Raw genomic sequence first — 18716 nt, 5'->3', positions numbered from 1 at the left:
CCCGCCGGTTTCGGCGGGGGTGGGGTCGCAGACGATCTCTCAGTGATCGTGGGTGCCGCCGCGCTTCGGCGTTGGCAGGGTCCGGCTTGAGGCAACCGCTGGTGTGCCGCGGCGGATCGGTTGGCCGAAGTCCGGGTCGCTGCTGACCTTGTGCGCCACCTCATTGCGCGGGTGGCGATACCAGCCGGGGTCGCTGAAATCGCCTGGCGCGAGATCGTCACGGACCTTGATGACGGTGAACATTCCGCCCATCTCGATGTTCCCGAACGGGCCCTGGCCGGCCATCATCGCCAGCGTGTTCTCCGGCCCCGGCATATGGCCGGCATCGACATGCTCCTGGTGCTCGGACATGCCGTGCTCGCCCATCGCCATGAAGCCCGGCAGCAGCGACTGGATGCGCTGCTCGACGCCGCTCTGATCGACGCCGATCGTGTTCGGGATGTCATGGCCCATCGGCCCCATCGTGTGGTGCGACATATGGCAGTGGAAGGCCCAATCGCCCGGTACGGCGATGAACTCGATGTCGCGCACCTGGCCGACCCCGACGATCTCGGTGACCTCGCTGCGCCACTGCGCGGGTGGCCAGCGTCCGCCGTCGCCGCCGGTGACCAGGAACTGCACGCCGTGCATGTGGATCGGGTGGTTCCACATCGACAGATTGCCGACCCGCACGCGCACCCGCTCGCCGCTGCGCGCCACCAGCGGCGCGGTCGCGGGGAAGGCCTTGGAGTTGAAGGTCCATACGTCGAAGTCCTGCAGCACCGACGGGTCGGGCCGGTAGGTGCCCGGATGCAGGGCCCAGTTGTGCAGCAGGATGCAGTAGTCGCGGTCGATGCGCTCGGGCTCGGGCGTGCGCGGATGGATGATGAAGAAGCCCATCATGCCCATCGCCATCTGCACCATCTCGTCGGCATGCGGGTGGTACATGTGAGTCCCGTGCTGCTTCAGCTCGAACTCGTAGACGAAGGTTTCGCCGGGCTTGATCGAGGGCTGGGTCAGGCCGCTGACGCCATCCATGCCGGAGGGCAGCAGCAGGCCGTGCCAGTGGATGCTGGTCGGCTCGCCCAAACGGTTGGTGACGTAGATGCGCACGCGCTCGCCCTCGACCGCCTCCAGGGTTGGCCCCGGGGTGGTGCCGTTGTAGCCCCAGACTTTGGCTTTGGAGCCCGGCGCAAATTCGTGTTCGATCTCTTCGGCCACCAGATGGAACTCGCGCACGCCGTCGACCCGACGTGAGGGCAGGCTCCAGCCGTTCGGGGTGTGAACGGTGCCGGGGCGTGGGGTGGCGTCCGCGTTGGCGACGCTGGGAGCTGGCTCTGAACCTGCGGGCCGGGTCGCGCCGGCCTCAGCCGACGGAGTACTCACGCTCGCTGCGGCGGTGTCGGCTGCGCTGCTGGCGAGAGCGGCGGTGCTGGCAGCGCCCAAGGCGCCGGCGCTTGCGCCGATCAGCAGATGACGGCGGGACAGGCTCATGCGCGATCTCCTTCGCTGCGGTTCGGGTGCTGCGGGTGTTGTTCGTGGCCGGCGTGCGGATCGCGCTCGGCTTCTGGCGTTGCGTGGTGATGGCGGTGCGGGTCATCGTGTTTGGCTTCGGGCTTTGCATCTGCATCTGCATCTGCATTCGTCTTCGCGGCCTCTGCGTCGGTCTCAGCAGCGGCTGCTTCGGCAGCGCGCCGGTGCGCGGCGTGGGGGTCCGGTGCTGGGGCGTCCGCCTCCGCGGCCCGACGGTGCGCGGCATGCGGATCTGCAGGCGCAGCGGGCGTGCGGTGGTGCGCGTGTGGATCGGCAGCCTTAGCCTCAGCCGCCGCCGCAGCACGATGCGCCGCATGCGGATCATCGGCCGCCGCGTTGCCGTTCTGATGCTGTTCATGGCCCGAACCACCCGGACGGATCAGCGGCTGCAGTTCGGGTGTATGCGCGCCGTCCGCTGGTTCCGCCGGCAGGGCGCTGCCGGCGGCGTGGGCGAGGTCGGTCCGAGCCAGCCAGTAGTCGCGCACCGCCTCGATCCAGCCCGCGTAGGCCTGGAACTCCGACTGCTTGGCCGACAGCAACTCGAACGCGCCGATCAGCATGAAGTTGTAGCGCTCCAGTTCGCGGCTGACCGCCTCGGCGCGATCGGGCACGATGCTGGAGGCGTAGGTCTCGATGATCGCGCGCTGGCCGAGCAGGCGGCCGTGGGCTTCGATCACGCCAAGTTCTACGGCCAGCGCGCGCTCGGCCAGTTCAGCCTCGCCACGCTGCAGTCGGGCCTCGGCGCGCAACAGCCCGGCCTGGCCCTGCTGGAAGACCGGAAGCTCCAGACTGAGCTCGGGCCCGCGCATGCGGGCGCCGTCGGGCTCGCGCTCCCATTCGTAGTCGAGCTCCAGCGCGCCCAACCAGCGCCAGCGGCGGCCAACGAGTTTGGCGTCGGCCAGCAATTCGACCTGCAGCCGAGCGGCGACCAGATCGAGCCGATTGTTCTGCGCCTGCACCAGCAGGGCATCCAGCGCAGGTTCGTCCGCGGGCGGCAGCGGCAGGGTGGTCGGCGCCCGCCAGCGCTGCGTGTCCTCGCCGCCCAGGCCCATCTGCGCACTGAGCTCGGTACGTGTGGCCAGGGCAGCCGCGCGTGCCTGCAGCGCGGCCACGCGCGCTTCACCCGCGGCGGCGCGTTCACGCACCAGCGCCAGCCGGCTGATATTGCCGGCGGTGTGGAAGCGCTCGGCCAGCTCGGCCGAGGCGCCCGCCGCTTCGGCCACCGCTTCGGCCAGCGCGGCCGCCTGTTCGGCGGCGACGTGGCGATACCACGCGGCCTCGGTTTCGCGAGCGGTATCGACGATGCGCGCGGCGACCTCCAGCTGCAGCGCTTCGAAGTCCAGCCTCGCCAGCCGGCGGCTGTGCGGCAACAGCAGAACGCCGGCCACGTTCAGACCCAGGCTACGGCTGCGCTGCACGCCCTCGCTGCCGGAGCGGCGCGCGAACGAGAGACTTGGATTGGCAAGTCGCGAGGCCTCGAATGCATCGGCCGCACCAATGCCGAGGCGCGACCAGGTGATGCGCATTTGCGGGTTGAAGGCCAGCGCCAGCGCGACCGCGCTGTCGCGGTCGAGTGGGGCGGCCAGCAGACGCTGACGGTGTGCGGCGGCTTCAATCGTGGCGGCGGGGCCGACGTGTTCGGCGGCGTGCCCGCGCGACTGCGTTCGCGCCAGTTCGGGCGACACGCTTGCGCAGCCGGCGCTGGTCAGAATCAGGGCGGCCGCCAGGGTGCGCGCCAGCGGCGCGGTGATGACTTGAGATGACATGTTCGACTCCACGCGGCCGCAGGCTGCGGCCAAGGACGATGCGAGCCTCGCTGTTCTGCGGGGCAGGGCTTGAGTGCGTGAGTCTCAGACGATCGGTGGCCGCAGCAGCGGGCCGTAGAACGTGCCGTGCAGCGACCATACCGGTGGCGGGGACGCTGCAGCATCCTGCAGCGTCGGCGGCATCAAGGCCGATGCGACGGACAGCGCCGGCTGCAGGGCGAGTGCGCACGGGCAGCAGCGGCAATCGCCCTCGCTGCAGTCATGGAAACCGGTCGCCTGCTTGGCTGCCGCTTCCGCCTTCATCGCCGCGTGCAGCGGACAATCGCTGTCTGCCGAGCTTTCGACCTGCTTCTCCGCCTGTGCGGTGCCATGCGCTGCCCAAGCCTGCAGACTGAGGCAGAGCATGAGCAGCAGATGCAGGGCGGGGCGGGCGAGGGCGTACATGGGCGATGAGCATAAGCCAGACGGGCTCACCGAAGTTCCGTGGCGGCAGGCCCTGCTTCAACGCTCAAGGGCGCGATCGCTGCCGCTCAACGAAATCGGCGCCGCCGTGGCTCCAGTCGCAGCCACCTTCCACTCATTGGGTCCACGGCGTAGCGGCCATCGATCGCCCGCGCGGGCGATCCGGCCACGGTTAGCGGCAGGCTGGTGGCGGCGCAGGCACGGGAACCGAACCGCGATGTGTGCATGAGCTTCCCCGTCCGCGGAGCGCGTGGCGAAGGCCGGCGTCTCGGCAAGGCAAGGGAATCGGGTGCGGCTTTGTCCGGTTCGGCCCAAAGACGGATGGCAGCGGCGCGGGCGCTCGGTCAGACTTGTGGTCGCCGCCGCGCGCGACGGCGCGTGCGTGAGTCGCAATGGACCGTGGCCCGCACTCCCAACTTACTCGTCTGAAGGCGCGCGCTTCGGGCCCGGAGACTGAAATCGACGAAATCGGCGCTGCGTATCGTGATCGTTCTAGTTGTGCTGGCAGTGATCGGAAAGATGCTGACGCCGGCGCAGCCAAAAATCACCGCTGAACTTCTTGCCGGAGAGATGCAAAAGCGCGTCAGTCTTCCGATGGATCTGGGTGATGGGTTCCGGCTTGACAGCATCGTCGCGTCGGGCAACGACGTGGTCAGCACCGTCACTGTCTCCCAGCTGCCGGCCGGCCCGGCGGACACCGCGCTGCGGCGCACGCTGGAGCAGGCAGCGATTTCGGATGCCTGTCGCGAGATCGCGGCAATGAAGGCGGAGTACGTGAAGCTCGGCATCCGTATCGTCAAGGTGTTCAAGAACGACAAGGGTGGTGAAATCGTCACCGCGGTGGTTGACCCAGCCAGCTGCCCCTGAGTCTGTTGACGGTCTTCGGGGCGAGGCTCGCGAGCCATTCGAGGTGTGACGCGCGGGCGGGCGCTAGAGGCCGCCCGCTGCCGCATGTGGCCGGGATCGGCTGCCGTGCCGATCCAGTGCCGGCGTCTACTCGTCGAGCAGATGCTTCTGCCAGAACAGCATGCTGGCGGCGCCGAAGTAGTCGGCATTGGTCTTCTTGGCGAAGCCGTGGCCTTCGTCCTTGAACACCAGATACCAGACATCGCCGCCGTTGCCGCGCACCGCGTTGACGATCTGGTCGGCTTCAGACAGCGGCACGCGCGGGTCGTTGGCGCCTTGGGCGACGAACAGCGGTGAGCGGATCTGCTGGGCGTTGTTCAGCGGTGCGATCTCGTCCATGAAAGCCCGCATGGCCGGGTCGCGCTCGTCGCCGTACTCGGCGCGGCGGAGGTCGCGCCGGTAGCTTTCGGTGGCTTCCAGAAAGGTGCTGAAGCTGGAGATGCCGACCACGTCGATGCCGGCGGCGATGCGGTCGGCGTAGTCGACCAGGGTCGCCAGCACCATGTAGCCGCCGTAGCTGCCGCCGCTGACGCCGACCCGTTTGGCGTCCAGGCCGGGCTGCTGTTCGATCCAGTCGAGCAGGGCGCCGATGTCCTTGACCGAATCCTTGCGCTTGAAGCCGTTGTCGAGGTCGACATAGGTTTTGCCGTAGCCGGCCGAGCCGCGCACGTTCGGCACCAGAACAGCCACGCCGAGCTCGTCGAGCATGAACTGCAGGCTCGGGTTGAAGATCGGCAAGGCTTGGGCTTCCGGGCCGCCGTGGATCTGGATCACCACCGGAATGCGTTGGTCGGCCGGCACCTGGGCCGGGCGGTAGTAGAAGGCCGGAATGCTCAAGCCGTCGAAGCTCGGGTAGCGGACCAGGGTCGGCGCGACGAAACGGCTGGCATCCAGACCGCCGACTTCACCTTCGGTCCAGCGGGTCAGGTTGCGGTCTTTCAGGTCGACCACGAACACGTCGCTGGGCGAGGTCGCACCGTTCAGGGTCAGCGCAATCCGCTGGCCGTCGGGCGCGAAGCCCAGGCCGCCGATCACGCCGACCGGCAGCGCCGGCAGCTGGACCGGCTCGTGGCCGGGCAGGCTCAACACATGCAGGCGGAAGATGCCGTCCTCGTTGCTGGCGTAGGCCAGATGCTTGCCGTCGGCGGCGATGTCGAAGGCGACCACGTTCCACGGCAGATCGGCGGTCAGGTCGACCATGTCACCGCTGGCCGGGTTGTGATATCGCAGGCTGCGGAACTCGCGACTCTCGTCGGAGATGTAGTACACGCCCTGGCCGTCCGGCGCGTACAGAAATGGCCCGAATGCGGCGCGACCGCCGTCGACCGGAAACAGCTCCAGCTTGCCGGTGGTCAGGTCCAGCTCGCCCGGGCGGCTGTCGTTGATCGATACGTAGCGCTGCACCAGCAGGCGCTTGCCGTCGGGTGAGAAATCGGTGGCGTACCAGGTGCCGCCTTCTGTGAGAACTGCGCGCGCTTCGCCGTCGAGGCTGCGCACCCAGATGTCGCTGTCCTGACCGTTGCGGGCGGTGCTGGTCCATGCCAGCTGGCGGCCATCGTGCGACCACAGCGGCTGTTCGTTGCGGCTGCGGCCGCCGTCGGTCAGCAGCCGGGTGCCGCGGGTTTCGAGGTCGTAGTGGTAGAGCTGCCAGAACTCCGAGCCGCCCACATCCCGGCCGAATACGAAGCCGCGGCCATTGCTGCCGGGCTGCGCGCGCACCGAGGACACCGGCTCGCGCTGGAAGGTGAGCTGCTCGCGCATGCCCATCGGACTGCGCACGCGGTGCACCTGGTTGGTTTCGCCAAAGCGCGTGCTGATCAGCAGCTCACCGTCGCTGGCCCAACCCGCGAACGCAGCCGGGCGGGTGTTCTGGTAGCGCTCCAGGCGCTGGATCAACTCGGCCGGCAGCTCGGGCAGGTTCTCGCTGATACGGTTGCCGGCTTCGACCCGCTGCACGGGCTTGGCGGCATCTTCGGCATGGCCGGGCAGGGCAAAACACAGCGCGGCAGCAAGTCCAAAGGCGAGAGGCAGGCGAAGGCGCATGGCAGGGTCCGACAGTCGGGAAAGGCTGTCACCTTGCCGTCAGCGCCCGGCTGATGCGGGTGCCAGAAGGCAGGGCGCCGCCGCGATCGTTCCAGTCTGGCTGATCAGATCGCGCCGTGCCCTGCGGCCGCTGCCAGAGGCGAGCGGCCGCAGGCGCTTGACTCAGCCGCGCTGCCAGCCGCAGCTCTGGCCCTGGTTCTGCTCCTGCAGCCAGCTCTGCAGTGGCGCGAAGTACTCCAGCACCGCGCTGGCGTCCATCTGTTCGCCGCCGGTGAGTTCTTTCAGGGTCTGCTGCCAGGGCTTGCTCTGGCCCTGCTGCAGCATCGCCCAGAAGCGGCGACCGGCCTCGGCATTGCCGGCGAAGCTGCAGGTATACAGCGGGCCGGTGTGGCCGGAGGCATCGCACAGCGCCTTGTAGAACTGGAACTGCAGGATGTGCGACAGGAAGTAGCGCGTGTACGGCGTATTTCCCGGCACGTGGTACTTGGCACCCGGGTCGAAAAAGTCCTCGCCGCGCGGCGTGGCCGGCGCCACACCCTGGTACTGCGCTTTCAGGTTCCACCAGGCGCTGTTGTAGTTGGCCTCGGTGATCGAGCCATCGAACACACCCCAGCGCCAGCGGTCGATCATCAGCCCGAACGGCATGAAGGCGACCTTCGACAGCGCCTGCCGCATCTGCGCATTGATCACCGCCTCCTGCGACTGCTGCGGGGCCTCCACCAGATCGATCGAGGCCAGGTAGTCGGGTGTCAGGCTGAGCACGATGGTGTCGCCGATCGCCTCGTGGAATCCGTCGTGTGCGCCCGACTGGAACATCGGTGGCAGGTGGTTGTAGGCCAGGTAGTAATAGATGTGGCCGAGCTCGTGGTAGATGGTGGTGAACTCTTCCTCGGTCGGGGTGATGCACATCTTGATCCGCACATCGCCCGCGAGGTCGATATCCCAGGCGCTGGCGTGGCAAACCACATCGCGGTCGCGGGGTTTGATCAGCTGTGATTTGGTCCAGAAGCTGTCGGGCAGCTTGGGCATGCCGAGGTTGACGTAGAACTCCTCGGCGCGGCGGGTCATCGCCGTGGCGATCTCAAGATCCGCCGCACGCCCGGCTTCAACCAGCGCTTCGGGCGTCGGCGATGGCCCCAGCTTCGCCACCTCGGCCTTGAACATCGCATCACGCTGCGCCTGCAGGGCGGCGGTGATGTCGAGCGAGCCGGCATTGGCATAGGGCTGCAGGATCGGCCACAGATTGCTCCAGTCCTGCTGCCACAGATTGCCGGTCAGATGCGCCGGCAGCAGGCCGCCAACCGAGCACTGCTCGCCGTACTTCGCTTCGAGCTTGCCGCGGGTGTAGCAGTGCAGCTGTTCGTACAGCGGTTGCACCTGCGACCACAGGCGATCGGTTTCGTCCTTGAAGGGATCCGGCTGCATGTCGTAGCCGGAGCGCCACATATCGCCGGCATTGGCGAAGCCCATGCCCTGCGCGCCTTCGTTCAGCAGCGCAGCAAAGCGCGCATACGGCGCGCGCATCGGCACCGCGATGCTGTGCCAGCCGCTCCAGGCCTCCAGCTGCTCGGCGTAGCTTGAATCGGGGTCGGCCAAGACCTCGCTGAGCTCGCCGATCTGCTTGCAGGTCGACGGGTTCTGCGGGTCGCTGCAGTAGCTGCCGGCGCCATACATGCCGTCGAGCTGCGTCGCCAGCGCGGCCAGCTCGCTCAGCTTGGCCGGGTCAGTCGGCGCGGGCATCGAGGTCGACAGCCGCAGCAGGTGCAGGGTGCGCGCCGTGGCATCCGACAGCTGCAGGCCAGTGAATGCGCGAGCGGCTTCAAGATAGCCGTTCAACCGGGTCAGGCCGCGCTCGTTGGCCTTGGCTGCGACGCGTGCGCTGTCGTCGCCGATATAGGTCTGGGACAGCCATGCCGCCGAGTTGCTTTCGGCGAACTCGGCGCGGTTTTCTGCATTGATGCGGGCGGCGAGGGCATCGGCATCGGCAGCGCTCGGTGCAGCGGCCGGTGCATTGGTCGTTGCCGCAGGCGGCGGCGGAGAGCAGGCTGCAAGGCCGAGGGCCAGACACGCGGAAAGGGGCAGCAGGCGGGGGCGGACGGCGTGCATGGGGGCTCGGTGCGGTGGTTGAGAGGGGGCCGAAGCGTAGCACTCGCTGTGCGCCGCTCGGAAAGCGTGCCACCGCCGCTGCCGCTGCCTGCCGGTGGCCTTGTCGTAGCGCCACGCCTGCGCGCAGACTCAGGCCGCTGCCGAATCCGGCCACCTGCATCAGGGTCTCTATGTGCCGCCCAGTCATCGCGCTGATCTTCGCCTCCTCGGTTGTTCTGGCCGGCTGCGGTCGCGCTGCCGAAACCGCGCCGCCGGGCGCCGAAGTCGATACGCCGCCACCGGCCCGCACGCCCACCGTGCTGGATCCACAGCTGCAGGCGCTTGAGCGGGCCAAGGCGGTTCAGGCACAGATCGATGCCCAGGCCGAGGCACAGCGACAGGCGATCAAGGACGCCGGCGGCTGAGCCCATTCTTGCGCTGCATGTGGGTGGCACCAGCACCACCGTAGCGGGCGAGCGCACACGGACCCAGCGCCCCAACGAGGTGACTGTGCACGACACTCTTTACGCCATGGATGCGCGCGTGCTGATCGGCGCGTTGGTGGTGCTGATGCTGGCCTTGCTGGAGAGCTGGGCGCCTGGCTTGGGCGGCGTCGCGCCGTGCGCGCCAGCGAGGCGCTGAAGAGCCACGCCGGCAACACGCTGGGCTCGCTGTCCGGTCTGTAGGCTCTGCTGCCGGGATTCACGCTTTCGCTTGTGCTGCAGCGCTTCGACAGCCGCAGCGATACTGAAATCGAAGAAGCCAACTCGATCGGCACAACCTTGCTGCGTGCGGATTTGCTCCCCCCAGCACAGCGCGGGCCGGCTCAGCGGCTTCTCACCGAGCATGTGGACCTGCGAGTGGCGGCGAGCCGGGAAAGTCCGGATCGCTTCAGCGAGCGCGATGCCCTGATCGCACCATCCGCCGCGCTGCTCGGGCGGCTGCGGACCCTCGGCGTCGATGCCGCGCAGATCGATCCGGCGCCAGCCCGCACCGGACTGTCCCTGCAGGCACTGAACGACACCATCGACAGCCTCGAATGTCGCGATGCCGAGCTCAAGCGCCAGGTGCCCGGGCTGATTCTGCTCCTGCTGCTCGCGAGTTTCGTGCTGACCGCCGGAACCGTCGTCTATGCGGTCGGCATTGCCAGTGAGCGGCCACCCGCTATCACCCATGCGCTGGTGCTGCAGATCGCGCTGTTGGCTTTCGTGGTGGTCGATCTCGATCGCCCGCGGCGCGGGCTGATCCAGGTCAGTCAGGACAGCCTGCTGAAACTGCAGGTCGAGCTGCACCAGGCGGCCGCGCAGCGCTCGAATCGATCGTGTGATCGCGAGCCCGCGTGATTGCGCGTCCCGCGATGCCGCCAATCAGTAAGCCGAATGCGGTTTGGCTGCATCAATTCGAGGCAACCGGTTCCTGACCACGAGCGCACACGCGGAATCTGGTCCGGCCCAGCGCGACTCTTCTGTTGGCCAGCCTGACCCTGCGGCCTGCATTCGCCCACGTACGAGCCTATGCAGCCGCTGCGGTCGAGGCGACACTGCCGACGATGGCGCCAACGGCAACGAGGACAGCAGCTGGGACGCGCGGTGGGAATCGGTGGCCGCCATCGATGCGGGCGGCTGCACGGTCGGGATCGAGATGCCCTATCGGCGTAGCGTGGGGTTCGGTTCCGTTGTCGATATCGACGATGAGGAAAGCGATCCGGCGTGACCATGGTTCCTGCACCAGCCCGCTGTATTGCAAGTCGAGCTGGCAGATTCCCGGCCGCAGAATCGCTGCGCTGCAACACGGCTGAACCGAGGGCGAAGCCTGTGCGCAACTGATTCAGTCGTCACTTTCGCTTTTGCCACAAGAAGTTACACTCGGGCCTTCGTTCCCATACACCTCTGCGGCGATTGCCATGTCATCCCCCGGATTTTTCGCGTATTCCCCCATTGTCGTTGCGCTCCTCGCCACTCCAGGGCTTGCGCTCGCCAACAAGGCGGTGCCGACGCGCACCGCCTATATCGTCCACCTCGCCTCACCACCCGCCACGCTGTTTGAAGGGTTTGGTGCAGATGCTCCGGCCGCGAAGCGACTGCTGAAGCCCACCCACGCTGCGACCACGGGCCGCCTGCGCTTTGACGTCGAGGCGGCCGAAGTCAAGAGTTATCGCAGTCACCTGGCCGGGGAACGCGCTGAGTTTCAGCAGGCTGCGGGCCGAACCCTGGGCCGGCCGGTAGCGCCGACGCTCAGCCTCGACCTCGGTTTGAACGCGCTGGTGATCGATCTGGAGCCCAGCGAAGCCGCGGCCGTGGCGGATCTGCCGCAGGTCAGCCGAATCGAGCCGGACTTCGTGCGGCGGCCGCAAACCGATGTCGGGCCCGCGTGGGTCAATGCGCCGGCAGTGTGGAGCGGCGAGGAGGGCGTTCCGACCCGAGGCGAAGGGATCGTGATCGGCGTCATCGATACAGGCGTCAACGCGAGCCATGCCGCCTTCGCGCAGCTCGGGCCGATGGATGCTCATGTCCACAGCAGCCCGCGGGCGCTGTCCACGCCGCTGTGTCTGACCGCCAATACAGCGCCCTGCAACGGCAAGCTGATCGGCCTGCGTGACCTGACCACCGGCGGATCGAGTGCTGAACCCAACAACGGCCTGGACGTTGACGGTCACGGCACGCACGTCGCGTCGATTGCGCTGGGCAACCGGCGCTTGGCTACTGTTTCGGCTGGCCCGGAAACCCTCACTCGCGAGGTTTCGGGGGTCGCGCCACATGCGCATCTCATCAGCTACAAGGCCTGCGAACGCGAGGCCAAGTGCTTGGGCAGCTGGACGCTGGCGGCCATCGACGCCGCCATCGCTGACGGTGTGGATGTCATCAACTATTCGATCGGCGGTGACCCTCGCGACCCTTGGAGCACCAGCGACGCGCTGGCCTTGCTGGCAGCGCGGGAGGCGGGAATCGTTGCTGTGGTCGCTGCCGGCAACGCGGGCCCGGCGCTTGGCTCGGTCACCTCGCCAGGCAATTCGCCTTGGGTGATCAGCGTCGCCAACACCACCCACAACCGCAGTATCGGCAACCGCCTGCTCGACTTCAGCGGTGGCAGCGCTGCGCCGCCGCAGGACGGCAATCTCATCGGTGCGGGCGACACCAGCGGTTACGGGCCTGCGCGAATCGTGGTCCCGCAGGATTTCCCTGGCTGCGGTGTGGCTGAGGGGCTCGGTCTCGATGCCGCCGGTAAACCGGATGGCAGCTCCAACCCATGGGCCGACAACCCGAATCGTTTCAATGGCGAAATCGTCGTGTGCCTGCGTGGCACCCAGGCGCGACTGGCCAAGAGCGACAACGTTCGCCGCGCTGGCGCCGGCGGCATGATCCTGCTCAACACCGTCGGCGATGGCGAGGATGTGGCCGCAGACCGGCACTCCCTGCCGGCAACCCACCTCGGCTTCGCCGCAGGGCAGCTGCTGCTGCAGTGGCTTCAGCAGGGAGGGCAGAGCGCGCGCATTGGCGGCGCCAGCCTGATTGAGGACGCTCGGCTCGCCGATCGCGTCGCTACCTCCAGCGGGCGCGGGCCGGTCAGTTTCGGTGGGGTCATGCTGCCGTCGATCTCCGCGCCCGGCACCAGCATCCTTGCCGCGGCCGTATCCGCGAGTTCTCAGGTGGTGATGTCCGGCACTTCCATGGCTGCGCCCCATGTCGCCGGCGCTGCGGCACTGCTTCGTGCCGCTAAACCGCAGTGGCGAGTCAATCAGATTCAGTCCGCACTGATGGGCAGTGCGCGACCGGGGCTGCGGCAATCGGACGGGTTCAGCCCGGCGCGTCGCATCGACGGGGGGGCAGGCGGGCTGGATGTCGCAGCCGCGGCGCGCGCCGGCTTGGTGTTGGACGTGACAGGCGCGGATTTTCGCGCTGCTCGGCCTGCGCTCGGCGGTCAGCCACGCGACCTCAATCTTCCCGGTCTGGTGCATGAGCGCTGTTTCGAACGCTGCACTCTTGCGCGCACGGTTACCGACCTTGCGGGCGGAGGACGCTGGCGGGCCACAGTTGAGCTTGCCGAGGGGGCCGTTCGGGTCAGCCCGGAGGAGTTCGAGCTGAGCGCTGGCGGCAGCCAACGGCTCAGCTTCGATGTCGACCTGCGCGAGAGCGGCGGCCTTGGCCGTTGGCTGGATGGACAGATCCGGCTCACGCGCGTGAGCGGTCCGGGCACCGTCGGCGACACCGTTCTGCCATTGGGTGTGTTTGCCGAGCCGGGTGAACTTCCTGAAAAGCTTGCTTTCGACGTGGCGGCTGATGCTGGCTTCATCGATGTCACATTCGAAGGGCTTGCGCGCCTGACCCATCTGCGAGCGGAAGCCGGTGCCTTGAGCGCACCGATCGACGAGCTGCGTTCCATTGCGCAAGACCCAACGCCGACTTCGGTCTACGACAACATCGGCAGCGGCAGCTTCTTCTCGACCCAGCGAGTGCCGGCGGCGGTTGAGGGTTCGCGCCGCCGGTTTCTGTTGGACGCAAGCGCCAGCTCCGGCTCGGCGCGTCAGATCGCCCTGTTTGTCGGCATCGACTACAACGCCAACGGCCTGCCGGATGCTGGCGAGGGCCTGTGCGTCGGCACCGGCGCCGGAGCACAGCGGCGCTGCAATCTCGAGATCCTGCAGTCGGGCTCCGCGCAGACGGTGTGGGTGCTGGTGCAGAACGTCAGCGCAAGCGGCGGCTCTGCATCGCCCGACCCTGTACGGCTGCAGGCGCAACTGCTGGACCCGAAGCCCTCCGCGACGGCAGACGCGGTCGCCACGGGGCCCGCGCGTGTCGCCGCCCTCAGTCGCTTCCAGCTTCGGCTGTCCTGGGATGATCCGGGTTTTCTGCAGGGTGAGCGCCGAGTCACCCTGTTGAGCCTGCGGGCTCGGCCCGAGCTGGAGCCTTTCGCGCGGATACCGGTTGAATTGCGTCGGGTCGGCTCGCAGGCCGCATCGCGTCTGCTGGTGAGCGGTCGGGAGCAGCGGCTGCGGCTTGCGCCCGGCAGCTCGCATCAGTCGCTCTTTATCGATGTGCCTCCGGGGTCTCGCCTGCTGCAGGCGAGCATCAGTGGAGCTGCCGGGGTCAGGATGTATGCCTCCCGCATACCTTGGCCGGCGCAGCCGCAGGTTGCCTGGGCACCCGAGCCGACGGCCGCCACGCCCGGCGTGGACGTCGACAGCTCACCGCTGCGCATCGAAGGCTCCTCGCTGCGCTCGGGTCGCTGGTACCTGACACCCGTCAACGACAGCGGCGGCACCGTTGAGGTGCGGATCAAAGCAACGATTGAGCACGGGGTGGAACGATCACAACCGCGTTTCGGCGCTTGGTTCAACCCTGCACGTGCGGGATCGGGCGTCTATCTTTTCGGCTTCGCAGGCAATTGGGGCTTGCTCTGGTACACCTACCTCGAAGATGGAACTCCGACCTGGTACATCGGCTCGGCGCCGGAGCCCGCGCTTTCGCAGGCGCAATGGACGGTGCCGCTCAGTCGCTACAGCTGGGACGGCCAGCTTGTCCATCCCACCGTGGTGGGAGAGGCGACGTTGAGTGTTTCAGACAGCCAGAGCCTGCAGTACGCATTCACGCTTGACGGGCAGTCCGGCAGCGAGCCCCTGATCTGGATCGGCAGTGATCGGTGTGCGGCCGGTACAGTCGGGTCGCTCGACCTGGGAGGGCTGTGGTACGACGAACGCAACTCGGGCTTTGGCTACAGCATCGATGCCTCGTCCACACTTGAAACGGTTGGCCTGTTCTTCTACGACGATCAAGGAACCGCTCGATGGAGCTTTGGCAGCAGCTCGCCGCTCGGTGCGGCCGCACTGGAAATGCTCCAGTTCAGCGGCGCCTGCCCGCTGTGCACCTATGCCCCGCCGACGACAACACCCATCGGCCTGCTGCAGGTGACTTACCCGGACCTGCAGTCGGGCAGCATCTCGGCCTCGCTGGAGCTGGCTGGGCCGCTCAGCGGACGCTGGGATCGAACGCATTCACTGGACCGACTGTCGGATCCCACGGGCTGCAGTCCCTGATGGCAGCGGTTTGCCACGCTGGCTCGGTGTTCGACGCCGGGCGCGCCCCTTAGAGCATTCGACAGGGCGAATCGTCCGCGTGATCGTGGTACGCGCGGTAGTTTGGTTCGGCTACCCTTGCGCGCCCGTATTCTCTTCCGGACAGACGCCCCATGCAGGTCGAAACCAAACTGCCGAAGGTCGGCACCACCATCTTCACCGTGATGTCCCAGCTGGCGATGCAGCACGGGGCGGTCAATCTGGGCCAGGGCTTTCCGGACTTCGAGACGCCCGAGTTTCTGCAGGAAGCGCTGATCCGCGCGATGCGCGCCGGGCGTAACCAGTACGCGCCGATGCATGGCGTGCAGCCCCTGCGCGAGCAGATCGCAGCCAAGACGCTGGCCCTCTACGGCGCGCGCATTGATGCCAACAGCGAGATCACCGTCACCAGCGGCGCCACCGAGGCGATCTTCGCGGCGGTGCATGCGCTGGTCCGTGCTGGCGATGAGGTGATCGTGCTCGATCCCTGCTACGACTGCTACGAACCGGCGATCGATCTCGCGGGAGCGCTAGCGATCCATGTTCCGTTGTCCTCTCCCGATTTCGCCGTCGACTGGCAGCTCGTGCGCGAAGCGGTCAGCGCGAAAACGCGGATGATCATGATCAACTCGCCGCACAACCCCTCTGGCGCGGTGTTTGCCGCTGCCGATCTCGATGCCCTCGCCGACATCGTGCGCGACACCGGCATCGTGGTGCTGTCGGACGAGGTCTACGAACACATCGTGTTCGATGGTCAGCCGCACATGAGCGTGCTGCGCCATCCGGAGCTGGCCGCACGCAGCGTGGTGGTCAGCAGTTTCGGCAAGACCTACCACTGCACCGGTTGGAAACTGGGCCATGCCGTCGCTCCGGCAGCGCTGACGGCCGAGTTCCGCAAGGTGCATCAGTACGTCACGTTCTGCAGCTTCGCGCCGGCGCAGTGGGCGCTGGCGGAAATGCTGGACCAGCATCCCGAGCATCATCTCGACCTGCCGCTGTTCTACCAGCACAAGCGCGATGCCTTCCGTGCCCAGCTGGCCAGCACCCGCTTCCGCTGCCTGCCGGTGCCCGGTGGCTACTTCCAGCTGGTTGACTACAGCGCCATCTCGGATCTCGATGACCTCGAGTTCTGCCGCTGGCTGACGGTGGAGAAAGGCGTCACCGCGATCCCGCTGTCGCCGTTCTACGCCGCGCCGCCGAAAGGGCAAAGGATCGTGCGCCTGTGCTTCGCCAAGACCGAAGCGACGATGGCCGCGGCCGTCGAACGTCTGGCGCAGGTCTAGGCCATGCCGAATTCCGATCTGCGAGTCTCCCTGGTCCAGGCCGCAACGGTCTGGCACGACCCGGCTGGAAATCGCGAGCTGTACGGCGATCTCGTTCGACCCTTGGCCGGGCAGACCGATCTGGTGGTTCTCCCGGAAACCCTCACCTCGGGCTTCTCCAACGAGGCCATCGGCGACGCCGAAACCATGGACGGCCCCAGTGTCGCGTGGCTGCGTGAGTTGGCACGCGAGACCGATGCCGCGGTCACTGGCTCGATGGTGATCCGCGAAGCCGGTCAGGTGTTCAACCGCCTGCTGTTCGCCACGCCGGACGGCGCTTTGCAGCACTACGACAAGCGCCATCTGTTCCGCATGGCCGGCGAGCACGAACGCTACGCCGCCGGCGGCCCGCGGCTCACGCTTGCATGGCGGGGCTGGCGGATCTGTCCGCAGGTCTGCTATGACCTGCGCTTCCCGGTGTTTGCCCGCAACGTGTTCGATCACGCAGCGCAGCGATTCGACTACGACCTGATCCTGTGGGTGGCCAACTGGCCGGCTCAGCGTCGCTACGCCTGGCAGACCCTGCTGCGAGCGCGTGCGATCGAAAACCTCGCCTGTGTGATTGGCGTCAACCGTGTCGGTGTGGACGGCAACGGACTTGCATATGCAGGCGATAGCGTGGTGCTGGACGCACTCGGTCAGCCAATCATCGAGTTGGGGGCGCAAGCGCAGGTCGCTACCGCCCAGCTCGATGCCGCTGCGCTGATGGCGCACAGGCTGCGCTTCCCGGCCCAGCTCGATGCCGACCGTTTCGCCTTGATCGAGAACTCGCCGGAGCCTGCCTGAACGCCATCGCATTCGTTTGCGTGACCGATGGCCTGAATTTGCTTCATGTCTCGTTTCTGATGTCTGAGTGCCCCGGAAGGCGTAGGCTTTCAAGCGGGGTTTTTCAGTCGGCTGCCTCGCATCGGCGCAGCCCTGGGGTTCAACAGGGAGAACAATGATGATCAAGTTGATGATGGGCTGCGCGCTTGCGGTTGCCGGTCTGGTCGCCACCGGCAGCGTCCACGCCCAGCGTGGGGAGCGCATCACCGTGGCGGTGGACGAGTTCAAGAACGAATCCGGCGCAGGCTGGTGGGGCGGCGGTGTCGGCTGGGAGCTGTCCGGCATGTTGTCGAACGAACTGGTCGCCACCCGTGCCTTCAGCGTGGTTGAGCGTTCGCGCCTGGAGTCGGTGATGGAGGAGCAGAACCTGGCTGCGTCGGGCCGCATGCGCCCGGGTGAAGGCGCGCGCATCGGCCAGCTGACCGGCGCGCAGTACCTGGTCATGGGCACGGTCACCAGCTATGAAGAAGACACCGCCAGCACCGGCGGCGGCATCAGCTTCCGCGGTGTGTCGCTGGGCGGCAAATCGAGCAAGGCCTATGTCGCGGTCGACCTGCGCGTGGTCAACAGCGAAACCGGCGAGATCGAGTTCGTCCGCACCATCGAAGGCGAAGCCAAGAGCGGCGGCATGAGTATCGGCCTGTATCGCGGCGGCTTTGGTGGCGCGTTGGCGAACGAGAACAACACCCCGGCCGGCAAGGCGATCCGCGCCGCTCTGGTCATGGCGACGGACTACCTCGAGTGCGTGATGGTCAAGCAGGATCGCTGCATGCGTGAGTTCGACGCCGCCGACGACCGTCGCCGCGAGCGCACCCGCGGATCGCTCAGCGTCGACTGAAGTCGCTGAATCGCAATCGTGTTGACGTTGCTGCGCCCCGGCTTGCCGGGGCGCAGTGCGTTTGGGGCGAGCGACGCGAGACCTCAGCGACTCAGCGCCGCCTCCAGCGTTGCTGCCAAGCGGGCGGCCGCCAGTTTCATCCGGGCCTCGGCCACGGGCAGGCTGCGCTCGACGTAGCTGCGGTCGATGCGGCGCTCGCCCGGATAGACCCGTGCGCTGTCCAGCACCGTGCAGGACTCCTCGGCCCAGCCTTGCGCGACCGGACCGCGCATGCTGCCTGCGGCCGGCAGCGGCCCTGTGGCGGCGATGACGCGTGCATGCTCTTGCCAGTCGAGTCGGCGGGTGTCCAACAGCAGCCCGTCCCACAGGGCGTGCAGATTGGAGCCTTGCCGATCAAAGCGGATTTGGGTGTCGTTGCCGCCGCGATCATCGCCGTAGCCGGCGTGCAGCGGCTGGTGGATGTCCCCGACCATATGCACCACGAACTTCAGCGCCTGCACGCGCTGCGCCGCGGGCGCTCGGCGATCGGCCAGCACGGCGCGCTGGGACTCGATCGCAGCGACGATGCAGCGCCCGTCGGCACAGTCGCGAGCGGCGCGGTAGCGACAGTCCCCGCGCGGGAAATTGACGAAGTGCCAGCGCGCGGTGTGGCGCCAGGCCTCCTGGTCGCGGACTTCGTCAGCCCAGGTGGCTACTCCAGCCAGTGTCGGTGTGGGTTCGTCCGCCAGCAGGGTACGAATCGCTGCCAGCGTTTGCGGACTGAGTTCACGCTCAGCCAGTTCGGCGATGATGCGATGGCCCTTGGCGCTCCAGGCGGCGGCGGGGCTGGCAAAAGCCGTCAGCGCAAGCGCGAGGAAGGAGGCGGCGGATAGGCGTTTGCGAATGCGCATGATTCGTGAGGTTTTCGG

Annotated in this window: 14 protein-coding genes; 8 read left to right on the top strand and 6 right to left on the bottom strand. The window is 67.4% G+C overall.

The window, feature by feature from the left end:
- Nucleotides 1-39: 39 nt before the first annotated feature.
- The 3 genes from ACIQ7H_RS09000 to ACIQ7H_RS08990 form a co-directional block, all read right to left on the bottom strand.
- Entirely contained in the window at nt 40-1473 is a 1434-nt protein-coding gene (locus ACIQ7H_RS09000; RefSeq protein ID WP_395790561.1) for a multicopper oxidase family protein, read from the bottom strand.
- Nucleotides 1470-3278: a TolC family protein gene (locus ACIQ7H_RS08995; RefSeq protein WP_395790559.1), complete on the bottom strand. Its 1809-nt coding sequence runs from the start codon at nt 3276-3278 to the stop codon at nt 1470-1472. Before ACIQ7H_RS08995 ends, ACIQ7H_RS09000 begins: the two co-directional genes overlap by 4 nt.
- 84 nt (nt 3279-3362) lie before the next feature.
- A complete protein-coding gene (locus ACIQ7H_RS08990; RefSeq protein ID WP_395790557.1) occupies nt 3363-3722 on the bottom strand; it encodes a hypothetical protein in 360 nt (119 codons plus the stop codon).
- Nucleotides 3723-4238: 516 nt separating this feature from the next.
- Here ACIQ7H_RS08990 and ACIQ7H_RS08985 point away from each other — a divergent pair.
- Complete coding sequence (locus ACIQ7H_RS08985) at nt 4239-4607, top strand: hypothetical protein (protein ID WP_395790555.1); 369 nt, start codon at nt 4239-4241, stop codon at nt 4605-4607.
- A 126-nt stretch (nt 4608-4733) separates the two neighbouring features.
- Here ACIQ7H_RS08985 and ACIQ7H_RS08980 read toward each other — a convergent pair whose 3' ends face one another.
- Together ACIQ7H_RS08980 and ACIQ7H_RS08975 are read right to left on the bottom strand one after the other, a co-directional pair.
- The gene (locus ACIQ7H_RS08980) at nt 4734-6689 is read right to left on the bottom strand and encodes a S9 family peptidase (RefSeq protein ID WP_395790553.1); all 1956 of its coding nucleotides are present in this window, start codon (nt 6687-6689) and stop codon (nt 4734-4736) included.
- Between the two features lie 162 nt (nt 6690-6851).
- Nucleotides 6852-8795, bottom strand: coding sequence for a M2 family metallopeptidase (locus tag ACIQ7H_RS08975; RefSeq protein ID WP_395790551.1), 1944 nt, complete (start codon nt 8793-8795; stop codon nt 6852-6854).
- A 170-nt stretch (nt 8796-8965) separates the two neighbouring features.
- Between ACIQ7H_RS08975 and ACIQ7H_RS08970 the strand changes: the two genes are divergently transcribed.
- The 7 genes from ACIQ7H_RS08970 (at nt 8966) to ACIQ7H_RS08940 (ending at nt 17808) form a co-directional block, all read left to right on the top strand.
- Nucleotides 8966-9199 (top strand): hypothetical protein, encoded by a 234-nt coding sequence (locus ACIQ7H_RS08970; protein WP_395790549.1) that lies wholly within the window; start codon nt 8966-8968, stop codon nt 9197-9199.
- A gap of 85 nt (nt 9200-9284) precedes the next feature.
- Nucleotides 9285-9416: a hypothetical protein gene (locus ACIQ7H_RS08965; RefSeq protein WP_395790547.1), complete on the top strand. Its 132-nt coding sequence runs from the start codon at nt 9285-9287 to the stop codon at nt 9414-9416.
- Between the two features lie 218 nt (nt 9417-9634).
- Nucleotides 9635-10117, top strand: a complete 483-nt coding sequence (locus tag ACIQ7H_RS08960) for a hypothetical protein (RefSeq protein ID WP_395790545.1) — start codon at nt 9635-9637, stop codon at nt 10115-10117.
- 560 nt (nt 10118-10677) lie between these two features.
- Nucleotides 10678-14805: a S8 family serine peptidase gene (locus ACIQ7H_RS08955; RefSeq protein WP_395790543.1), complete on the top strand. Its 4128-nt coding sequence runs from the start codon at nt 10678-10680 to the stop codon at nt 14803-14805.
- Nucleotides 14806-14957: 152 nt separating this feature from the next.
- Complete coding sequence (locus ACIQ7H_RS08950) at nt 14958-16106, top strand: pyridoxal phosphate-dependent aminotransferase (protein ID WP_395790541.1); 1149 nt, start codon at nt 14958-14960, stop codon at nt 16104-16106.
- Nucleotides 16107-16109: 3 nt separating this feature from the next.
- Nucleotides 16110-16931, top strand: coding sequence for an amidohydrolase (locus ACIQ7H_RS08945; protein ID WP_395790539.1), 822 nt, complete (start codon nt 16110-16112; stop codon nt 16929-16931).
- Nucleotides 16932-17088: 157 nt separating this feature from the next.
- Nucleotides 17089-17808, top strand: a complete 720-nt coding sequence (locus ACIQ7H_RS08940; RefSeq protein WP_395790537.1) for a CsgG/HfaB family protein — start codon at nt 17089-17091, stop codon at nt 17806-17808.
- 83 nt (nt 17809-17891) lie between these two features.
- Here ACIQ7H_RS08940 and ACIQ7H_RS08935 read toward each other — a convergent pair whose 3' ends face one another.
- Nucleotides 17892-18698 carry a S1/P1 nuclease gene (locus tag ACIQ7H_RS08935; RefSeq protein WP_395790535.1) on the bottom strand — a complete coding sequence of 269 codons (807 nt, stop codon included), beginning with the start codon at nt 18696-18698 and terminating at the stop codon, nt 17892-17894.
- Nucleotides 18699-18716: the final 18 nt, after the last annotated feature.

Origin of the sequence: Aquimonas sp., assembly GCF_044377145.1 — a bacterium.
GTDB lineage: Bacteria > Pseudomonadota > Gammaproteobacteria > Xanthomonadales > Xanthomonadaceae > Aquimonas.
This window is presented reverse-complemented; position numbering and strand designations above follow the sequence as displayed.